This window comes from Gordonia malaquae NBRC 108250, from assembly GCF_000344135.1.
Classification (GTDB): domain Bacteria; phylum Actinomycetota; class Actinomycetes; order Mycobacteriales; family Mycobacteriaceae; genus Gordonia; species Gordonia malaquae.
The window spans coordinates 72,524-88,199 of sequence record NZ_BAOP01000013.1 but is presented as its reverse complement, the minus strand read 5'-3'; the positions used below and the strand labels follow the sequence as shown (position 1 = coordinate 88,199).

Below are 15,676 nucleotides of genomic sequence, written 5' to 3'. Positions count from 1 at the left end.
CGTTCTCGTTTTGAGTGGAACATGTTCTACTATCGATCTATACGAGCACTGAACGAGCAGACATCGACGAGGAGCAACGAGATGACTGACACCACAATCCGCGAGATCGACACCGGCACCCCGCCCACCCGCTTCGCACGTGGTTGGCACTGCATCGGTCTGGTCGACGAGTACACCGACGGCAAGCCGCACTCGCTGGAGATCTTCGGCACCAAGCTCGTCGTCTGGGCGGACAGCAACGGCGACGTCAAATGTCTCGACGCCTTCTGCCGCCACATGGGCGCCGACCTGTCGCAGGGCAAGGTCCGCGGCGACAACGTCGCGTGCCCGTTCCACGGCTGGCAGTGGAACGGCAAGGGCCGCTGCGCCGAGGTGCCCTACGCGAAGCGTCACCCGAAGCTCGCGAAGACCCGCACGTGGCCGACGATGCAGCGCAACGGTCAGGTGTTCGTCTACAACGACCCCGAGGGCAATCCGCCGCCGGAAGAAGTGATCATTCCCGAGCTCGCCGAGTTCGGCGACGGTCAATGGACCGGCTGGACCTGGAACAAGCTCGTCATCGAGGGCTCCAACTGCCGCGAGATCATCGACAACGTCGTCGACATGGCGCACTTCTTCTACGTGCACTACGCCCTGCCCGACTACTTCAAGAACGTCTTCGAAGGCCAGACCGCGGCGCAGTACATGAACTCGCACGGCCGTCCCGACGTCGCGTTGTCCACGGCCTACGGCGACACCCGCCTCGAGTCGATCGCCGCCTACTACGGTCCGTCATACATGCTGAACCCGATGGTGCAGTACTACGGCGAGTACGCGGTCGAGACCATCCTCACCAACTGCCACTACCCGATCGACTCGAACTCGTTCGTCCTCATGTTCGGCGTGATGGCGAAGATTCCCGAAGGCTTCTCGCCTGAGCAGGGCGCGAAGATGGCGAAGAAGATCACGCAGGGTGTCGAGGTCGGCTTCATGCAGGACGTCGAGATCTGGAAGCGGAAGACCCGCATCGACAACCCGCTTCTCGTCGAAGAGGACGGACCGGTGTACCAGCTGCGTCGCTGGTACGAGCAGTACTACGTCGACGTCGACGATGTGACCGACGAGATGGTCGGCCGCTTCGAGTACGAGATCGACACCGAGAAGGCCCTGGAGAACTGGAACATCGAGGTTCAGGAGAACCTCGCGATTCAGGCCGAGGAGAAGGCTGCCGCAGAGGCCGCTGAGGCCGCCAAGGGCGCGTCGGTCTGATGACCGCACTGGCATCGGGCGGCGGCTGGGCGAAGGCGCCGGACTACACCGACGACCCGGCCCGGCTGTCGTCGATCGCCGACGCCACCGCTCGCGACCGCAGGCACTATCTTGCGGGCGGGATGTCGGAGATCGAATGCCGGACGTGTCACGCGTGCGTGCTCGTGAAGAAGACGAGCCCGCATCACACGAGCGTCCAGTGGAACGACGACGCCCGCGCCCGATGCCCCGAGTTCTCGGCGATCCTCGCCGAGGGCGGCAACCCCGCGATGCTGCCGACATGCCCGCGCATGTCGGCGAGCATCGACCACGGCGTGTCCGAGGGCATCATTCCCAAGGAATCGCCGGTCACCGATCCCGACGGGTACTGGTGACGCGTCAGTTCGCGACGCGGGCGGCGGCCTCCCGGCCGGAGACCCGGCCGAACGCGAGGGCGTCGGCGATGTGGAAGCCACCGTCCTTCCGCCAGCTGTACGTGGAGCTGACCTCGCCTGCCGCGTAGAGCCCGTCGATCACCGATCCGTCGGTCCGCAGGACACGCGACCGACCGTCCCGGCGCGGACCACCGTTGCTCCATCCGAGCAGCGGGGTGACGCGCACAGCGTAGAACGGGCCCCGACGGACCGCGGCCAACGTCGCCGCTGCGCGGCCGAACAGGTCGTCGACTCCGTCGTCACACGCCTGGTTATAGGTTTCGACGCTGCGGACCAGGACGTCCGCGTCGAGTCCGATCGCGTCCGCCAGTTCGGCCAAGGTGTCGGCGCGAACGATCATTCCCGACTCGATCTCCGCACTGTTGTCGGCGCTCCACCGGGTGTCCTTCATCAACATGTTCCAGCCCACCGGAAGCACATCCGGGGTCGGACTGAGCGGTCCGGCGGAGCGGACCGCCTCGTCGAAGATCAGGTGGAACGCCCTGGTCGGGAACAGTTCGTGCCGTCCGCTGCGCACCGTGTGTCCATGCTTCGGCGTTGCGGTCTCATCGATGAAACGTCGCCCGTCGTCGCCCACCCAGAGGTAGCTCTGGGCACCCCACAGCGCGAGGAAGTGACCGAACTCGTCATCACCGCGGATGCCGGTGATCGTCATCATGTTGTCCATGTGCCAGAGGTCGGCTCCGATCCGTTGGGCCATCGCGTGACCGTCACCGGTCGACGCGGGTGATCCCCACAGCGCGTGTTCCTCGACTCGGAGGTAGTCGCGGACCATCTGCGGATTCGCGGAGAACCCTCCGGTGGCCAACACGACACCGCCCCGCGCGCCGATCCGCGACCGCCCGGCGGGGCCGTCGACGTCGACGCCGACAACCGCCCCACCGTCGGTGACCAGGGCCGTCGCACGAGTGCCGAACCGCACCTCGACACCGCGCTCGTCCAGGGCGCGGCGGAGGAAACCGTAGAGGAGTCCGTCCCCCATCCGTCCGCCGATCGTGTCCATTCCGGCGTAGCAGTCGCTGCCGTCGAGCTCCTGATACTCGGGCTCGGTGTGAAAATCGCCGCTGCGTCCCACGTCGGCGCCCATCGACCGCATCCAGTCCGACAGTCCGACCGTCGCCCGTGCCCACGCCTCGACCACGTCGTCGGCGACGGGAAACGGACCGTTCAACGTACGCAGGAAGACCTCTGCACGGTCGGCGTCCCGGTTCACGAACCATCCACTGCCGGACACTCGTGTGTTGCCGCCCGCCGTCGATTCCGGCGATTTCTCGACAACCAGCACCGACGCGCCGTTCTCCCGCGCCTCGAGTGCGGCCGCAGATCCTGCGGCGCCGGACCCGATCACCACCACGTCGTACTGCTCGCTGAACTCCGTCATCGCTCACCCGTCCCTGTCGTCCGATCGAACTCCTCCCTGCAGACTCTGGGCAACCGCAGGAATCGGCAAGAACAGGTCCCGCCGAGTGGGACGCTGCCTGTCGTGCTGCCGAGAATCGAATGCGAGAACCGGTCGACATCAAGGCCGAGCGGGCGAAGAATCAAGTGTGCCCCCAACTCTGGACGAGGAGTCCGTCATGCCTGCTCACACGCCCGCCCCCACAGCGCCCATCTGGTTCGATCTCGCGTCGAGCGACCCCGACCGGGCAGCCGACTTCTACACGGCGCTGTTCGGCTGGACCGCCGACGAGCCTGCCGCCGAATTCGGTGGGTACCGCAACTTCCTCCGCGACGGCGAACCGATCGCGGGCCTCGGTCCGGCGATGGATGGCAGTCCGTCCGAAGTCTGGACCGTGTACTTCCGCTCCGACGACCTGTCCTCCACCGTCACTGCTGCCCAGTCCGCAGGCGGAACGGTCGTCGCCCCGCCGATGCCGATCGGCGACCTCGGGTCGATGGCTGTCCTCGCCGATCCCGCGGGCGGCGCGTTCGGCCTCTGGCAGCCGGGTCTGCACACCGGCTTCGCGACCATGGGCGAGCACGGGGCGCCGTACTGGTTCGACGAGATGAGCATGGACTACGCGGCGTCCAAATCGTTCTACGAGAAGGTCTTCGGTTGGTCGCTCGCCGAGATCGGCGAAGGAACAGAAGGCGGACCGAACCAGTACTCGCAGGTCCTCATCAACGGGCAGGCGCAGGCCGGGATCATGGCCGCGGCGGGCATGTTGGGCGACGACCACCCGTCGTTCTGGCAGGTGTACATCACCGTCGACGACGTCGCCGCGACGCTGGACCGGGTGATCGAACTCGGCGGCACCGTCCTGATGCCCGCCGACGACACCCCGTTCGGCGTTCTCGCGTCCTTCAAGGACCCGCTCGGCGCCGCGATCTGCATCGCCACACCACCAGCTGACATGTGACGTCTCGCCTGGCGGGAGGCCCCTCTTGTGCTCTCCGCCGATTGTGACCAGCATGTCGTCACAGTCGGCGGAAAATCCCCGCGACCCCTCGACCCACACAATCGTCTAACCTAGACTGAAACGTGTTCTAGTTTTGTGGAGTTCGAAGGGAAACACATGGCCACCGAAGAGTTCGACGTCATCGTCGTGGGAGCGGGCGGGGCAGGCTTGGCAGCCGCGCTCACCGCGAAGACGAAGGGCCTCAAGACCGTCCTGATCGAGAAGTCGCCGTACTGGGGCGGCTCCACCTCTCGTTCCGGCGGCGGCGTCTGGATCCCGAACAACAGCGTGCTCAAGCGCGACGGCGTCGAGGACACCGTCGACGCGGCCCGCACCTACGTGCACGCGATCATCGGCGAGCACGCGCCTGCCGACCGCATCGACGCCTACATCGACCGCGGTCCCGAAGCACTCGACTACCTGATGGCGAACTCCCCGCTGAATCTGGAATGGGTCAAGGGCTACTCGGACTACTACCCGGAGGCCCCTGGCGGACGCGTCGGTGGACGCAGCGTGGAGCCTCGCCCGTTCGACGCCCGACTGCTGGGCGACGACCTCGCGACCCTGCACCCGCAGTACACCAAGGCGCCGCTCAACATGGTGGTGCTGCAGAGCGACTACAAGTGGATGAACGTCGGCATGCGCCACTGGCGCGGCATCGCCAAGATGGCGAAGGTCGCCGGACGCTTCACCTGGTCCAAGAGCCGCAACAAGAAGATGATCGCGATGGGCGCGGCGCTCGCCGCCGAGCTCCTGATCGGCTGTCGGAAGGCCGGCGTCGACATCCGACTGAGCACTCCGCTCACCGGCCTGATCGTTGAGGACGGCAAGGTCGTCGGCGCGAAGATCGAGTCCGACGGCGCTCCCGCCGAGATCCGCGCGAAGTACGGCGTGATCATGGCCAGCGGCGGATTCGACCACAACGCCGAGATGCGCGCGCAGTACCAGCGCGCACCGATCGGCACCGAGTGGACCACAGGCGCCGCGTCGAACACCGGCGACGGCATCCGCGCGGCCCTCGACGCAGGTGCCGACGTGTCACTGATGGACGACGCCTGGTGGGGCCCGACCATCCCGCTGCCGAAGGGCCCGTGGTTCGCGCTGTCCGAGCGCAACGTTCCGGGCACCTTCATGGTCAACGAGCGCGGTGTGCGCTTCATGAACGAGTCGCTCCCCTACGTCGAGGCAGGCCACCAGATGTACGGCGGCGACTTCGGCCAGGGCGACGGCCCCGGCGCCAACATCCCGGCCTGGCTCGTGATGGACCAGCGCTGCCGGAACCGCTACCTCTTCGCAGGCCTGCCCGCACGCCAGCCGATCCCACGTAGCTGGCTGGAGTCGGGTGCGATCGTCAAGGCGGGCACCATCGCCGAACTGGCCGAGAAGATGGGCGTCCCGGTGGACGCGTTGACCGCCACCACCGAGCGCTTCAACGGCTTCGCCCGCAGCGGTGTCGACAGCGAGTTCGGTCGCGGCGTCAGCGGTTACGACAACTACTACGGCGACCCGACCAACAAGCCGAACCCGAACCTCGGCGTCGTCGACAAGGCCCCGTTCTACGCCGTCAAGATGGTTCCGGGCGACCTCGGCACCAAGGGCGGAATCGACACCGACGTCGCCGGACGTGCGCTCCGCGCCGACGGCAGCGTCATCGACGGCCTGTACGCCGCAGGCAACACGAGCGCGCCGGTCATGGGCCACACGTACGCCGGCCCCGGCGCCACCATCGGACCCGCCATGGTCTTCGGATACCTCGCAGCCCTCGACGCCGCCGACAAGGCACGCCAGGGCGACGTCACTCACGCAGGAGCCTGACATGCCCATCGATCCCTCCATCGCTCTCGGCGCCGATCTCGGCGAGCAGTCGTTCTCGTGGACCGCTCGTGAGATCGCGTCGTACAACCTGGCAGTCGGCGCCGCCGCCGACCCCATGGACGTCGTCGGACTGCAGTACGTCGACGACGCGGCGCCCAAGTCGTTGCCGTCGTTCGCCACCGTGGCCGCGAACTTCTTCGCCACCGAGGCGCCGAAGGTCGTGTTCCCCGGCGTCGACATCGACCTCGCGAAGGTCGTGCACGGCAGCCAGCAGGTGCGCGTGCACCGTCCGATCCCCGCGGCCGGATCCGCGACCACCCGCACCCGGATCTCCGAACTGCAGGACAAGGGTTCGGCGGCCGTCATCGTTCAGGAGGCGGTGACCGTCGACGAATCCGGCGAGCCACTGTGGACCACTCGGTCGTCGATCTTCGCCAAGGGCGAGGGCGGCTTCGGCGGCGAGCGCGGAACGTCGAATCGGGTCGACTACCCCGACCGCGAGCCCGACCACGTGATCACCGTGCCGACGCTGCCCCAGCAGGCCCTGCTGTACCGCCTGTGCGGCGACCGGAATCCGCTTCACAGCGATCCTGCGTTCGCCGAGGGCGCGGGGTTCCCACGGCCGATCCTGCACGGTCTGTGCACCTACGGCACAGTTTGTCGCGCCGTCATCGACGCCGTGTACGGCGGCGATGCGACCAAGGTGGTCGATTACTCGGTGACCTTCGCGGGTGTGGTGTTCCCCGGCGAGACACTTCGGATCGAAGCCTGGGAAGATGGCGATCGACTGCTCGCGACAACCAGCGTCGTCGAACGTGACGGCGCGGCTGCCCTGGGCAACGTCATCTTCAGCACTGTCTAGTTGAAAGGACTTGCATGTCCACGTCTCTGCTTCCCGTTCTCGACGACAACCGTGAGGCCATGGCCGCCGATTTCGCCGATGTGATCGATGCGGAGGTGAAGAAGCAGTCGGGCCTGTCGGGCACGACGCTGAAGGCCGCATACGGTGCGGCGCAGAAGTTCAAGCCGGGTGTGGTGGTCGGTGCGACCAACAAGATGCTCCCCGAGTTCTTGACGGCTCTCTCGCCGCTGTGGGACTCGAAGCCCGCAGGGACCGCGTTCGGCGCCCACCTGGCCGCCAACAGCGACGCCGCCACCGAAGCGCTCCTCGCGGTGACCGACAGCCGAACCGAGTCGGCTCCCGCGGCCCTGTCGAAGGCCTACAAGGCCGTCCGCGGCAAGGCGAAGAACTATGTGGTCGAGGCGCTCCCCGCAGTGGGCGGCGTCATTGAGAAGTACGCGGGCTGACCCACACGGTCACTCCCGTTCAGGCGCCGCTCGAAGCTCTGTGCTTCGGGCGGCGTCTGCCGTAATGTCAGTTATGGTCAGGCAGCGCTGGTGACGATGAGCAGGAGTGCGGCGATCACGCCGATCACTCCGGCCAACAGAATCAACACTCGCCCGATGTGGAGACGCGCATTCTCGATCCGCGCCGATGATGCGACCTGCTGTGCAGCCATGATGATCCACTTCCGCTCATGTTCGGCTCTACGATCCGTGTTACTACAGTTACACAAGTTACAAATGAAACAGGTGAAGTGATGGTGCGTGTCGACGATCGAACAGATGACAAGCCGATGACGTTCCGGACTGCGTGGCTGATTCTGATCGCGTGCAGTGCGGTGAGCCTTGTCGTCGCCGCGATGGCAGCCCTCAACACCGCCCTGCCCGGCATCGCCGCCGACACCGGATCGACCAATTCACAGATGACGTGGATCCTCGACAGCTACACACTCGTGCTCGCCGCCCTCCTTCTCCCGGCCGGCGCGATCGGCGACCGGTTCGGTCGCCGCGGCGTGCTGCTCGTCGGGCTCGTGATCTTCGGGATCGGATCCCTGTCGGCGATCTGGGTGGACGGTCCCACCGAGTTGATCGCGACGCGCATCGTCGCAGGCGCAGGCGCCGCACTCATCATGCCGACGACATTGTCGCTGATCACCGCGGGTGTACCGCGCGAACGCCGGGCCGTCGCCATCAGCATCTGGGCGGCGGTCGCGGGTGCGGGCGCGATCGCAGGCTTCTTCGTCACCGGCGTGCTGCTCAACTTCTTCCACTGGCATTCGGTGTTCATCACGTTCGCCGTCTCGACCACTGTCGTTCTCGCGCTGACGTTCACCATCGGAACGTCGAAAGACGAGAATCCGGGGCGCTTCGACATCGTCGGCTCCCTCACCTCGATGGCGGCCGTCGCAGGTGTCGTGTTCGGTCTTCTCGAAGCACCGCACCGCGGATGGGCCGACCCGCTGATCCTGCTCTGCTTGATCGGCGGCGCTGCACTCGTCGCGGTGTTCATCGTCGTCGAACACCGACGCACCGATCCCCTGCTCGACGTCGACCTGTTCCGGAATCGGGCGTTCGCTTCCGGTTCGCTGTCGGTGGGACTGCAGTTCCTTGCCTCGTTCGGAGTCTTCTTCCTCGTCCTGCAGCAGTTACAGCTGGTGTTCGGGTACTCACCGCTCAAATCGGCCGTGGCACTGTTCCCGATGGTCGCCGGTGTCGGCCTCTTCGCAATGATCGGCAACTGGGTGGCAGTGCGCTACTCGCTGAAGTTCGTGCTCGGCGTCGGGGTGGCGATCGCGGCGCTCGGCGTCCTCCTTCTCGGAATCGTCGAGACGGACGAGTACTGGAAGGTCGGCGCCCTGCTCGGAGTCTGCGCGATCGGGATCGGCCTGGCGACAGCCCCGTCGACCACCGCGATCATGTCGAACACCCCGCTGGAGAATCAAGGAGTCGGCTCTGCGGTTAACGACACGGCCCGCGAACTCGGCGCGGCCATCGGCATCGCCCTCGCGGGAAGCATCATGGCCGCAGGCTACGAGGAGAGGATCGGCGCGACGGCGGACGCGGCGAAGGCCCAGATCGGCATGCAGGACCCCGCGGCCGCCAGTGCCGCCGAGGAGGCGATCCGCGGGTCGCTCGCCGGTGCGGTCAAGGTGAGCGAGAGCCTGCCGCCCGAAGGCGCACGCCTCGCCGAGGCGATCACCTCGGGCGCGCAGGCGGCGTTCCTCCCGCCGATGCAGACCGCGTGCCTGGTGCTCGGTGGCGTCCTCGCTGCGGGCGCGGTGTTCCTGGGGTGGTTCACGCCGCGTGATCTCGACGCGGCCGCCTCACCCGAGGCATGACCGTGCCTCGCATCGAGCACTGGTCGCATCGGGTAGGCGAGGAATCCGTGCTCGTCTACCCGGACGGCTGCATGGACCTCGTGTGGGACGACGACGGCGTCTGGGTCGCAGGCGCCGACACCGGCCCTCGGACCGTGACCCGCCGAGCCGGCTCGCAGATCTCCGGCATCCGCTTCTCGCCGGGGCTGCTTCCTGCGCTGCTCGGTGTGCCAGCGGACGAACTCACCGACTCCGTGGTGCCCCTCGCCGACGTCGGGTCGTCCCTCGTCCGATCTCTCGGCACCCCCGAGCGCGCAGGCCTCGCAGCGGCACGGCTCGACGTCGATCGATGGGTGACGCCGACGGTCCGCGCGTTGGCCTCGGGCGCTACGGTCGCCGATGTCGCCGACCGCCTCGGCGTCACCGAACGGACCCTGCACCGGAGAGCCGCCGCAGCGTTCGGGTACGGACCGCGACGGCTCCAAGTGATTCTGCGGGCCGGTCGCGCCATCGATCTGGTGCGGACCGGCGTCGACCTGTCCGACGCCGCGGTGACGGCCGGATACGCCGACTACCCGCATCTGTACCGCGACATCGTCCGGTTGACGGGGCGTCGACCCGCCCAGTTCAGGCCCGCCCAGTTCACACCCGCGCAGTCTCGTCAGAGGCCGGCGTAGAGGTCGACCTCGTTGCCGTCGGGGTCGCGCACGGTGGCGTACCGCTGGCCCCACGGCGCGTCGAACGGCGCTCTGGCCACCTCGCCGCCGCGTTCGGCGGCCTTCGCGGCGACGGCGTCCACCTCGGCGGGAGTCGAGCACTCGAACGCCAAGCTCATCGCCGACGACCCCGGCGCCGACCGTGTCCACTCCGGGTCGAATGACATGATCGTCGACACCGGGTCGAACAGGACGCGGAAACCGCCGAGATCCACTTCGACGTGCGGCGCGTCGGCCGGAGTCTCGGGGATCTCCAGCCCGAGCAGGCGGTAGAAGTCGAGAGAGATCGACAGGTCGTCGCAGACGATGCTGATCGCGTTCAAGCGCGGTGAAGAAGTCATGCCCCTCACGCTATGTGCACCGACGTCGACTGTCATGAACGTTTCGGACACCATGCTTCGAATCGAGCCGATATCTCATCGACGCCGGCGGCGCCCGCGGTCACCGCGATGATCAGGTCGTACGCATCGTCGTCAGGCGCGTCGACGTCGTATCCGTTCAGACCGTAGAAGACCACGACCGACATCCAGCCGAGCCGCTTGTTCCCATCGATCAGTGGGTGATTGCGGACGACGGACTCCAAGAGCGCTGCCGCTTTCACATGAATCGACGGATATGCGTCTGAACCGAAGACCGTCGATCGGGGACGGTTCGCAGCCGCGTCGAGGAGTCCCACGTCGCGAACTGCGGGGCACCCGAGCTCGTTCGCCAGAAACAGCAGGTCTTCGAGATCGAGGTACTCGGTCATTGCGCCAGACGGTCGAGCAATGCGGCGTATCGCTCCCGACCTGCGTCCGACAGTTCCCGGACTCGCGCGTCTTTGGTGCGTCTGGCCGCCGCCGCGACGATCGCTCGGGTTGCGGCCTCCTGCTTGCTGACGCCGTCCGCTTCCGCCAAGAGCTCGAGCGCCCGGTCCTGTTCGTCCGTCAATCGGAGAGTCATCGCCATGAACTGATGATACCGCTTCGATACCACGTTTCGGGGGCGTTGCGCGCCGCAGCCCGAGGCAACAGTATGAGTGCGTGCGAATCCCCCTTCTGAAGACCAAACAGCCCGACGTCGACGGCCTGGTGATCGCCGTGACCGGCGCCGCCCGCGGGATCGGGCTCGCGACGGCCCGCCGACTCGCCGCAGGTGGAGCACGTGTCGCGATCGGCGACCTCGACGCGGACTCCGCCACGGCAGCCGCGTCCACGGTGACCGGCGCGCGCGGCTATCGGCTCGACGTGACCGACGACGAGTCGTTCGCCGCGTTCCTCGCCGCCGTCGCCGCCGACATGGGGCCGATCGACGTGCTGGTCAACAACGCCGGAGTGATGTGGGTGGGCCCGTTCGACGAGGAGCCGACCACTGCATCCGAGGCGATGGTCGCCGTCAATCTACTCGGGGTGATTCGCGGTGTGCGTCTGGCCGCCCCGCCCATGCGAACCCGAGGCCACGGGCAGATCGTCACCGTCGCATCGTCGGCGTCCCGTCTCGCGCCGCCCGGGATGTCGACGTACGCAGCCACCAAGCACGGGGTGCTCGGCTACCTCACGGGCGTTCGGGAAGAGCTGCGCCGCAGCGGCGTCACGGTGACCGTCGTGATGCCGACGGTCGTCGACACCGAACTCGCCACCGGCGCGGCCACCGGATCGGTCGCCTTGCTCCAGCCCGACGACGTCGCGGACGCCGTGTTCGAAGCGGTCGGAACCCGCCGCTTCCACGTGTGGGTGCCGGGGAAGATCAGTCCACTCATCGCGCTCAGCGGAATCCTGCCGCAACCGTTGCGCGATCGAATGATGCGTTTTGCTGTGCCGGATCAGGTCGAGGCAGTTTCCGGGTCCACCGCGAGGGACGCGTACGAACGCTCCGTCACAGAACGGAAGGATTGATCCGCATCGATCTGGTGCGCGGCAGATTTGCTGCTTGTCGATGCATATTATGCTGTCAGCGGTTTTCTGATTGACGTACAGTTTGCGGATGGCGCAGTCCCAGGGCCTGCGGGAGTCGATCCGCCGGGATGCACAGTGTGACGTGCGGCGACACGCGAAGTACAACCAAATGCGCCACGACTCGCGACTCATGTGCGTCGACTCACTCAGATAGGCTAGCCTCTTCGCATTCACGGACGTTTTTTGCGAGGAGAGCCATAAATATGGGCCAACACACCACCGCGCCCCAGAAGGGGTTGCGTGCAGGTCTCGCAGTAGCGCTCGTCGTCGGACTCGGCGGCGGGGTCTACGCCGTCTGGGATGCCAAGCACGGTGAGTGCAGCGACGTCAGCGATATCTCGGTGATCGTCGAGGGCGACCTCGGCGGTTACGTCACCCAGTTGGCCGACCAGGCGGAGAAGAACAGCTGCATCGACTACACCGTCGAAGCCGTTCCCGCCAGCCACGTCAACGACCGTCTGACACAGGCCGACGCACCCGACATCTGGGTCGCGGAGTCGCCGACGCGGGTTCGGCAGGTCGCCAACACGCTCGGCCGCACGTGGTCGGACATCGGCCCGTCGCTCGGCACGTCTCCCGTCGTCGTCGCCGGCCACCAACTCCCGGATCTGCCGTCGTGGTCGAAGGTCCTCACGATGCCTGCGCTCCGCGTCGATCCGCCCGCCAAGAGCGATGTCAGCAACGCCGCCGTCGTCGGGGCGCTCGCGGAGATGTCGTCCGGTTCGATGACGCACCAGCAGCTCATCGACACCCTCACGATGCGCGCGCTCCGCATGAACGACGAGGACGGCGCCCCGGACCTCAAGGCGATGGCCGCGAGCGACAAGCCGTCCCTCGCTCTCACCACCGAACGAGTGTTCGCGGCGTTCAAAGCCGCTGAGCCCGATGCCGCCATCAACGCGGCCGTGCCGCAGTCGGGCACCGTCGCCCTCGACTACCGCATCGCGAACGTCGCGCAGGGCGACCGCGAAGCGCCCGCCGATGACGCCATCGTCGCCCTCACATCTGTCTTGCAGACCGATGAGGGCAAGAAGATCCGGCAGTCCGAGAACATCCGGCCCGCCGACAGTTCACCGCTGCCCGACGACCGGGGTGTCGGCAACGCCAACATCATCGTCCCGCCGAACCGTGAACTCGTCGACAACATCCAACGCAAGTGGACGGCGTTGACCCTGCCGATCCGTGCTCTCGTCGTTCAGGACGTGTCCGGCTCGATGAAACAGGACGCGGGCGGCAAGTCGCGCGCCGAACTACTTCGTGACGCGTCGGTGTTCGGCCTGTCGAAGTTCCCGCGCAACACCTCGCTCGGCTACTGGGAGTTCAGCAGTGACCGCGGCGGCGAAGGGATCCCGTACCGCGAGGTCGTGCCGATCGGTCCGGTGCTCGGCACCACGGACGGAAAGTCGAACAAGGATCTCCTCGCGGCCGCCATCGACAACAGCCTCTCCAACCTGCACGGCGGCACCGGCCTGTACGACACCGCGCTCGCGTCGTTCAAAAGGGTCTATGAGACGTACGACCCGGCGTACTCGAACAGCGTCATCCTCATGACCGACGGCCGGAACGAGGACCGCAACAGCATCACGCTCGAGCAGCTGGTGTCCGAGCTCAACATCATGAAGAACCCGGCCCGGAGGATCCCGATCATCACCGTCGGCATCTCGAAGGACGCCGACGTGAACGCCCTGAAGAAGATCTCCGACGCCACCGGCGGAAGCTCGTTCATCGCACTCGATCCGAAGGACATCGGCCAGATCCTGCTCCGCGCGGTGTCGTACCGCGTCGAAGGCGCCTGACTCTCGCAAGTCGGCCCCATTGGACGGGAAGGCACTTCCACTTATGCCGAGGTCAAACAGACCGCCGAGGTGGTGCTGCCCGGCGTGACGTGGCGGCGGCTTCCGCTATGGCGATACGCCATCACGTGGCAAAGACCCACATAGGCCGATTCCTTGCCGGTCACCGCAGGAACACGCCGATCACGAAACTCACAACATGGAAGGAAAGTATCACCGGGGTGCGTTTCGTACGCCACCCCTACGTGACGTTTGCGGCACAACGTACGCAGTTAATGAGATGCGGACGCCCTGGGAGCCGGGGTACCGTACTGGGCGTGGAGTTGCTTGCGATCGAGGATGTCTAGCCCGCCGAACCCCGGCGGGCACACTGCAGTCGATGAATGAACGGCCGTCGCCAGAGACGGTCCGCCCGACTGTGTGTCCGATGCTCTCTCTCCCTCGCGCCCAGGGCTGTCCCTCCGGCGCTCGACGAATCGAGTCGGCTCCACATGTCTACACCCCAGAATTCTGCCGTCACCCTGCGTGACCTCTCCTTCGCGTGGCCGGACGGCGCCATCGCCCTGTCGCACGTCGACGGGACGTTCACCCAAGGACGCACCGGCCTCGTCGGCCGCAACGGCTCCGGCAAGTCCACGTTGCTCCGGCTGATCGCCGGACTGCTCACTCCGACAGCAGGACGCATCGACACCGCCGGCGACGTCGGGTATCTGCCTCAGACCCTCACTCTCACCACGGAGACGACCGTGGCCGAGCTTCTCGGAATCGACCGCACGCTCGCCGCGCTGCGGGCCATCGAAGCCGGCGAGGTCGACGAGGCCCACTTCGAGACCGTCGGAGACGACTGGGACATCGAAGCCCGTGCCGCGCAGGCTCTCGATCGGATCGGATTCACCGCCGACGACCTCGACCGCCGAGTCGCCGAAGTGTCGGGCGGCGAGGCGATGCTCATCGCGGTCACCGGTCTCGCGCTGCGACGCACTCCGATCACCCTGCTCGACGAGCCGACCAACAATCTCGACCGTCCCACCCGGGCGAAGCTCGCCGCGATGGTCGACGACTGGCCCGGCACGCTGATCGTCGTCAGCCACGACCTGGAACTCCTCGAACACATGGACTCCACCGCGGAGCTCTACAACGGCGAGGTGACCGTCTTCGGCGGGCCGTACAGCGAGTGGCGATCACATCTGGACGCCGAGCAGGCCGCAGCGGAGCAGGCGGCGCGGACGGCGCAGCAGACGCTCAAAGCCGAGAAACGACAGCGAGTCGAGGCCGAGACCCGGTTGGCTCACCGAGCGAAAGTCGGCAAGAAGGCGCAGGTCGACGGTGGACTGCCGAAGATCCTCGCCGGTGCCCGGAAGCGCCGAGCGCAAGAGTCGGCGGGCGCACTTCGGACAACCCTGGACGACAAGATCGCCGATGCTCAGGCCGCCGCCGACTCCGCCGACGCCCGGATCCGCGACGACGACCACATCTCACTGGTGCTGCCCGCACCCGATCTGCCACGGAGCCGGCATCTCGCCGAGTTCACCGGCGCCGATTCCACAGCGTCCGGGACCGTCGTCGTCGCGGGCCCCGAGCGCGTCGCGATCGTCGGGCCGAACGGTTCCGGCAAGACGACTCTGCTGACCCAGTTGGTCTCGGGCGCCCAACCCGAGGGCGGACGTGCGTCGGGGCGCCTGCTCACATCGTCGTTCGGCTACCTTCCGCAGCGGCTCGACGGCCTCGACGATGCAGCGAGCGCGTTGGCGAACGTCCAGGCGGTGGCACCGAACGTCGAGCCGGGTGACGTCCGGAACCGTCTCGCACGACTGCTGATCCGAGGCGCGGCCGTCGACCGGCCCGTGTCGACGCTGTCCGGAGGCGAACGGTTCAGGGCATCGCTCGCCACGCTGCTGTTCGCCGAACCGCCGAGTCAGCTGTTGATCTTCGACGAACCGACCAACAACCTCGACGTCGCCAGCGTCGAACACCTGGCGGAGGCCCTCGACGCCTACCGCGGGGCGTTGATCGTCGTCAGCCACGACTTCGGTTTCCTCCGACGAATCGGCGTCGACACCGTCATCGAACTCGGGCGGGACGGCTCACTCACCCAGCGCGCGGAGCTCCCCGAGTAGCCCTCGACGCGCTCAAACGCGTCAGGCGTCGACTCCCGCTCGCGAATTGTCCGTGAGCG

At 66.8% G+C, this 15,676-nt stretch carries 16 protein-coding genes and 1 pseudogene; 12 read left to right on the top strand and 5 right to left on the bottom strand.

Going from position 1 to position 15,676, the window contains the following annotated elements; genetic code table 11:
* The first annotated feature begins 81 nt into the window (after positions 1-81).
* Positions 82-1,248, top strand: a complete 1,167-nt coding sequence (locus tag GM1_RS10445) for a 3-ketosteroid-9-alpha-monooxygenase, oxygenase component (protein WP_008378612.1) — start codon at positions 82-84, stop codon at positions 1,246-1,248.
* Entirely contained in the window at positions 1,248-1,622 is a 375-nt protein-coding gene (locus GM1_RS10440; RefSeq protein WP_008378611.1) for a hypothetical protein, read from the top strand. The genes GM1_RS10445 and GM1_RS10440 overlap by 1 nt, the downstream gene beginning before the upstream one ends.
* Positions 1,623-1,626: 4 nt before the next feature.
* On the opposite strand, the gene GM1_RS10435 is transcribed toward GM1_RS10440, so the two are convergent.
* On the bottom strand, positions 1,627-3,063 hold the full coding sequence (locus tag GM1_RS10435) for an FAD-dependent oxidoreductase (RefSeq protein WP_008378609.1): 1,437 nt from the start codon (positions 3,061-3,063) through the stop codon (positions 1,627-1,629).
* Positions 3,064-3,259: 196 nt separating this feature from the next.
* On the opposite strand from GM1_RS10435, the gene GM1_RS10430 reads away from it, so the two are divergent.
* The 4 genes from GM1_RS10430 (at position 3,260) to GM1_RS10415 (ending at position 7,204) form a co-directional block, all read left to right on the top strand.
* Positions 3,260-4,042: a VOC family protein gene (locus GM1_RS10430; RefSeq protein ID WP_040519830.1), complete on the top strand. Its 783-nt coding sequence runs from the start codon at positions 3,260-3,262 to the stop codon at positions 4,040-4,042.
* A 156-nt stretch (positions 4,043-4,198) separates the two neighbouring features.
* The gene (gene kstD, locus GM1_RS10425) at positions 4,199-5,896 is read left to right on the top strand and encodes a 3-oxosteroid 1-dehydrogenase (RefSeq protein ID WP_008378605.1); all 1,698 of its coding nucleotides are present in this window, start codon (positions 4,199-4,201) and stop codon (positions 5,894-5,896) included.
* Between the two features lies 1 nt (position 5,897).
* Entirely contained in the window at positions 5,898-6,758 is an 861-nt protein-coding gene (chsH3, locus tag GM1_RS10420) for an enoyl-CoA hydratase ChsH3 (protein ID WP_008378603.1), read from the top strand.
* 14 nt (positions 6,759-6,772) lie between these two features.
* Positions 6,773-7,204, top strand: coding sequence for a DUF6918 family protein (locus GM1_RS10415; RefSeq protein WP_008378601.1), 432 nt, complete (start codon positions 6,773-6,775; stop codon positions 7,202-7,204).
* A 77-nt stretch (positions 7,205-7,281) separates the two neighbouring features.
* Here GM1_RS10415 and GM1_RS23130 read toward each other — a convergent pair whose 3' ends face one another.
* On the bottom strand, positions 7,282-7,416 hold the full coding sequence (locus tag GM1_RS23130) for a hypothetical protein (protein ID WP_263053692.1): 135 nt from the start codon (positions 7,414-7,416) through the stop codon (positions 7,282-7,284).
* Between the two features lie 81 nt (positions 7,417-7,497).
* Here GM1_RS23130 and GM1_RS10410 point away from each other — a divergent pair, with 81 nt between their 5' ends.
* Positions 7,498-9,078, top strand: a complete 1,581-nt coding sequence (locus GM1_RS10410) for an MFS transporter (RefSeq protein ID WP_008378599.1) — start codon at positions 7,498-7,500, stop codon at positions 9,076-9,078.
* Positions 9,075-9,734, top strand: a complete 660-nt coding sequence (locus GM1_RS10405) for an AraC family transcriptional regulator (protein WP_052005370.1) — start codon at positions 9,075-9,077, stop codon at positions 9,732-9,734. Before GM1_RS10410 ends, GM1_RS10405 begins: the two co-directional genes overlap by 4 nt.
* Here GM1_RS10405 and GM1_RS10400 read toward each other — a convergent pair.
* Genes GM1_RS10400 through GM1_RS10390 form a run of 3 tightly spaced genes read right to left on the bottom strand, consistent with a single transcriptional unit; the run spans position 9,719 to position 10,721 of the window.
* Complete coding sequence (locus GM1_RS10400) at positions 9,719-10,114, bottom strand: VOC family protein (RefSeq protein ID WP_040519828.1); 396 nt, start codon at positions 10,112-10,114, stop codon at positions 9,719-9,721. The genes GM1_RS10405 and GM1_RS10400 overlap by 16 nt on opposite strands.
* A gap of 32 nt (positions 10,115-10,146) precedes the next feature.
* Positions 10,147-10,521, bottom strand: a complete 375-nt coding sequence (locus GM1_RS10395) for a type II toxin-antitoxin system death-on-curing family toxin (RefSeq protein WP_008378593.1) — start codon at positions 10,519-10,521, stop codon at positions 10,147-10,149.
* Entirely contained in the window at positions 10,518-10,721 is a 204-nt protein-coding gene (locus GM1_RS10390) for a hypothetical protein (protein ID WP_008378591.1), read from the bottom strand. The genes GM1_RS10395 and GM1_RS10390 overlap by 4 nt, the downstream gene beginning before the upstream one ends.
* Positions 10,722-10,795: 74 nt before the next feature.
* Here GM1_RS10390 and GM1_RS10385 point away from each other — a divergent pair, with 74 nt between their 5' ends.
* The 4 genes and pseudogenes from GM1_RS10385 (at position 10,796) to GM1_RS10375 (ending at position 15,617) form a co-directional block, all read left to right on the top strand.
* Positions 10,796-11,647: an SDR family NAD(P)-dependent oxidoreductase gene (locus GM1_RS10385; protein WP_008378589.1), complete on the top strand. Its 852-nt coding sequence runs from the start codon at positions 10,796-10,798 to the stop codon at positions 11,645-11,647.
* 263 nt (positions 11,648-11,910) lie between these two features.
* Positions 11,911-13,503, top strand: a complete 1,593-nt coding sequence (locus tag GM1_RS10380) for a VWA domain-containing protein (RefSeq protein ID WP_008378588.1) — start codon at positions 11,911-11,913, stop codon at positions 13,501-13,503.
* A 380-nt stretch (positions 13,504-13,883) separates the two neighbouring features.
* Positions 13,884-14,501: pseudogene (locus GM1_RS23340) on the top strand (ATP-binding cassette domain-containing protein); the annotation flags it as partial.
* A 48-nt stretch (positions 14,502-14,549) separates the two neighbouring features.
* Entirely contained in the window at positions 14,550-15,617 is a 1,068-nt protein-coding gene (locus tag GM1_RS10375; RefSeq protein WP_444542569.1) for an ATP-binding cassette domain-containing protein, read from the top strand.
* Positions 15,618-15,676 lie beyond the last annotated feature (59 nt).

Bases quoted from the DNA above. Each gene is read 5' to 3' on its own strand.
- GM1_RS10400 (WP_040519828.1), bottom strand. From the start codon at position 10,114: ATGACTTCTTCACCGCGCTTGAACGCGATCAGCATCGTCTGCGACGAC.
- GM1_RS10380 (WP_008378588.1), top strand. From the start codon at position 11,911: ATGGGCCAACACACCACCGCGCCCCAGAAGGGGTTGCGTGCAGGTCTC.
- GM1_RS10445 (WP_008378612.1), top strand. From the start codon at position 82: ATGACTGACACCACAATCCGCGAGATCGACACCGGCACCCCGCCCACC.
- GM1_RS10395 (WP_008378593.1), bottom strand. From the start codon at position 10,521: ATGACCGAGTACCTCGATCTCGAAGACCTGCTGTTTCTGGCGAACGAG.
- chsH3 (WP_008378603.1), top strand. From the start codon at position 5,898: ATGCCCATCGATCCCTCCATCGCTCTCGGCGCCGATCTCGGCGAGCAG.
- GM1_RS10440 (WP_008378611.1), top strand. From the start codon at position 1,248: ATGACCGCACTGGCATCGGGCGGCGGCTGGGCGAAGGCGCCGGACTAC.
- GM1_RS10375 (WP_444542569.1), top strand. From the start codon at position 14,550: ATGGTCGACGACTGGCCCGGCACGCTGATCGTCGTCAGCCACGACCTG.
- GM1_RS10405 (WP_052005370.1), top strand. From the start codon at position 9,075: ATGACCGTGCCTCGCATCGAGCACTGGTCGCATCGGGTAGGCGAGGAA.
- GM1_RS10415 (WP_008378601.1), top strand. From the start codon at position 6,773: ATGTCCACGTCTCTGCTTCCCGTTCTCGACGACAACCGTGAGGCCATG.
- kstD (WP_008378605.1), top strand. From the start codon at position 4,199: ATGGCCACCGAAGAGTTCGACGTCATCGTCGTGGGAGCGGGCGGGGCA.
- GM1_RS10390 (WP_008378591.1), bottom strand. From the start codon at position 10,721: ATGGCGATGACTCTCCGATTGACGGACGAACAGGACCGGGCGCTCGAG.
- GM1_RS23130 (WP_263053692.1), bottom strand. From the start codon at position 7,416: ATGGCTGCACAGCAGGTCGCATCATCGGCGCGGATCGAGAATGCGCGT.
- GM1_RS10410 (WP_008378599.1), top strand. From the start codon at position 7,498: ATGGTGCGTGTCGACGATCGAACAGATGACAAGCCGATGACGTTCCGG.
- GM1_RS10435 (WP_008378609.1), bottom strand. From the start codon at position 3,063: ATGACGGAGTTCAGCGAGCAGTACGACGTGGTGGTGATCGGGTCCGGC.
- GM1_RS10430 (WP_040519830.1), top strand. From the start codon at position 3,260: ATGCCTGCTCACACGCCCGCCCCCACAGCGCCCATCTGGTTCGATCTC.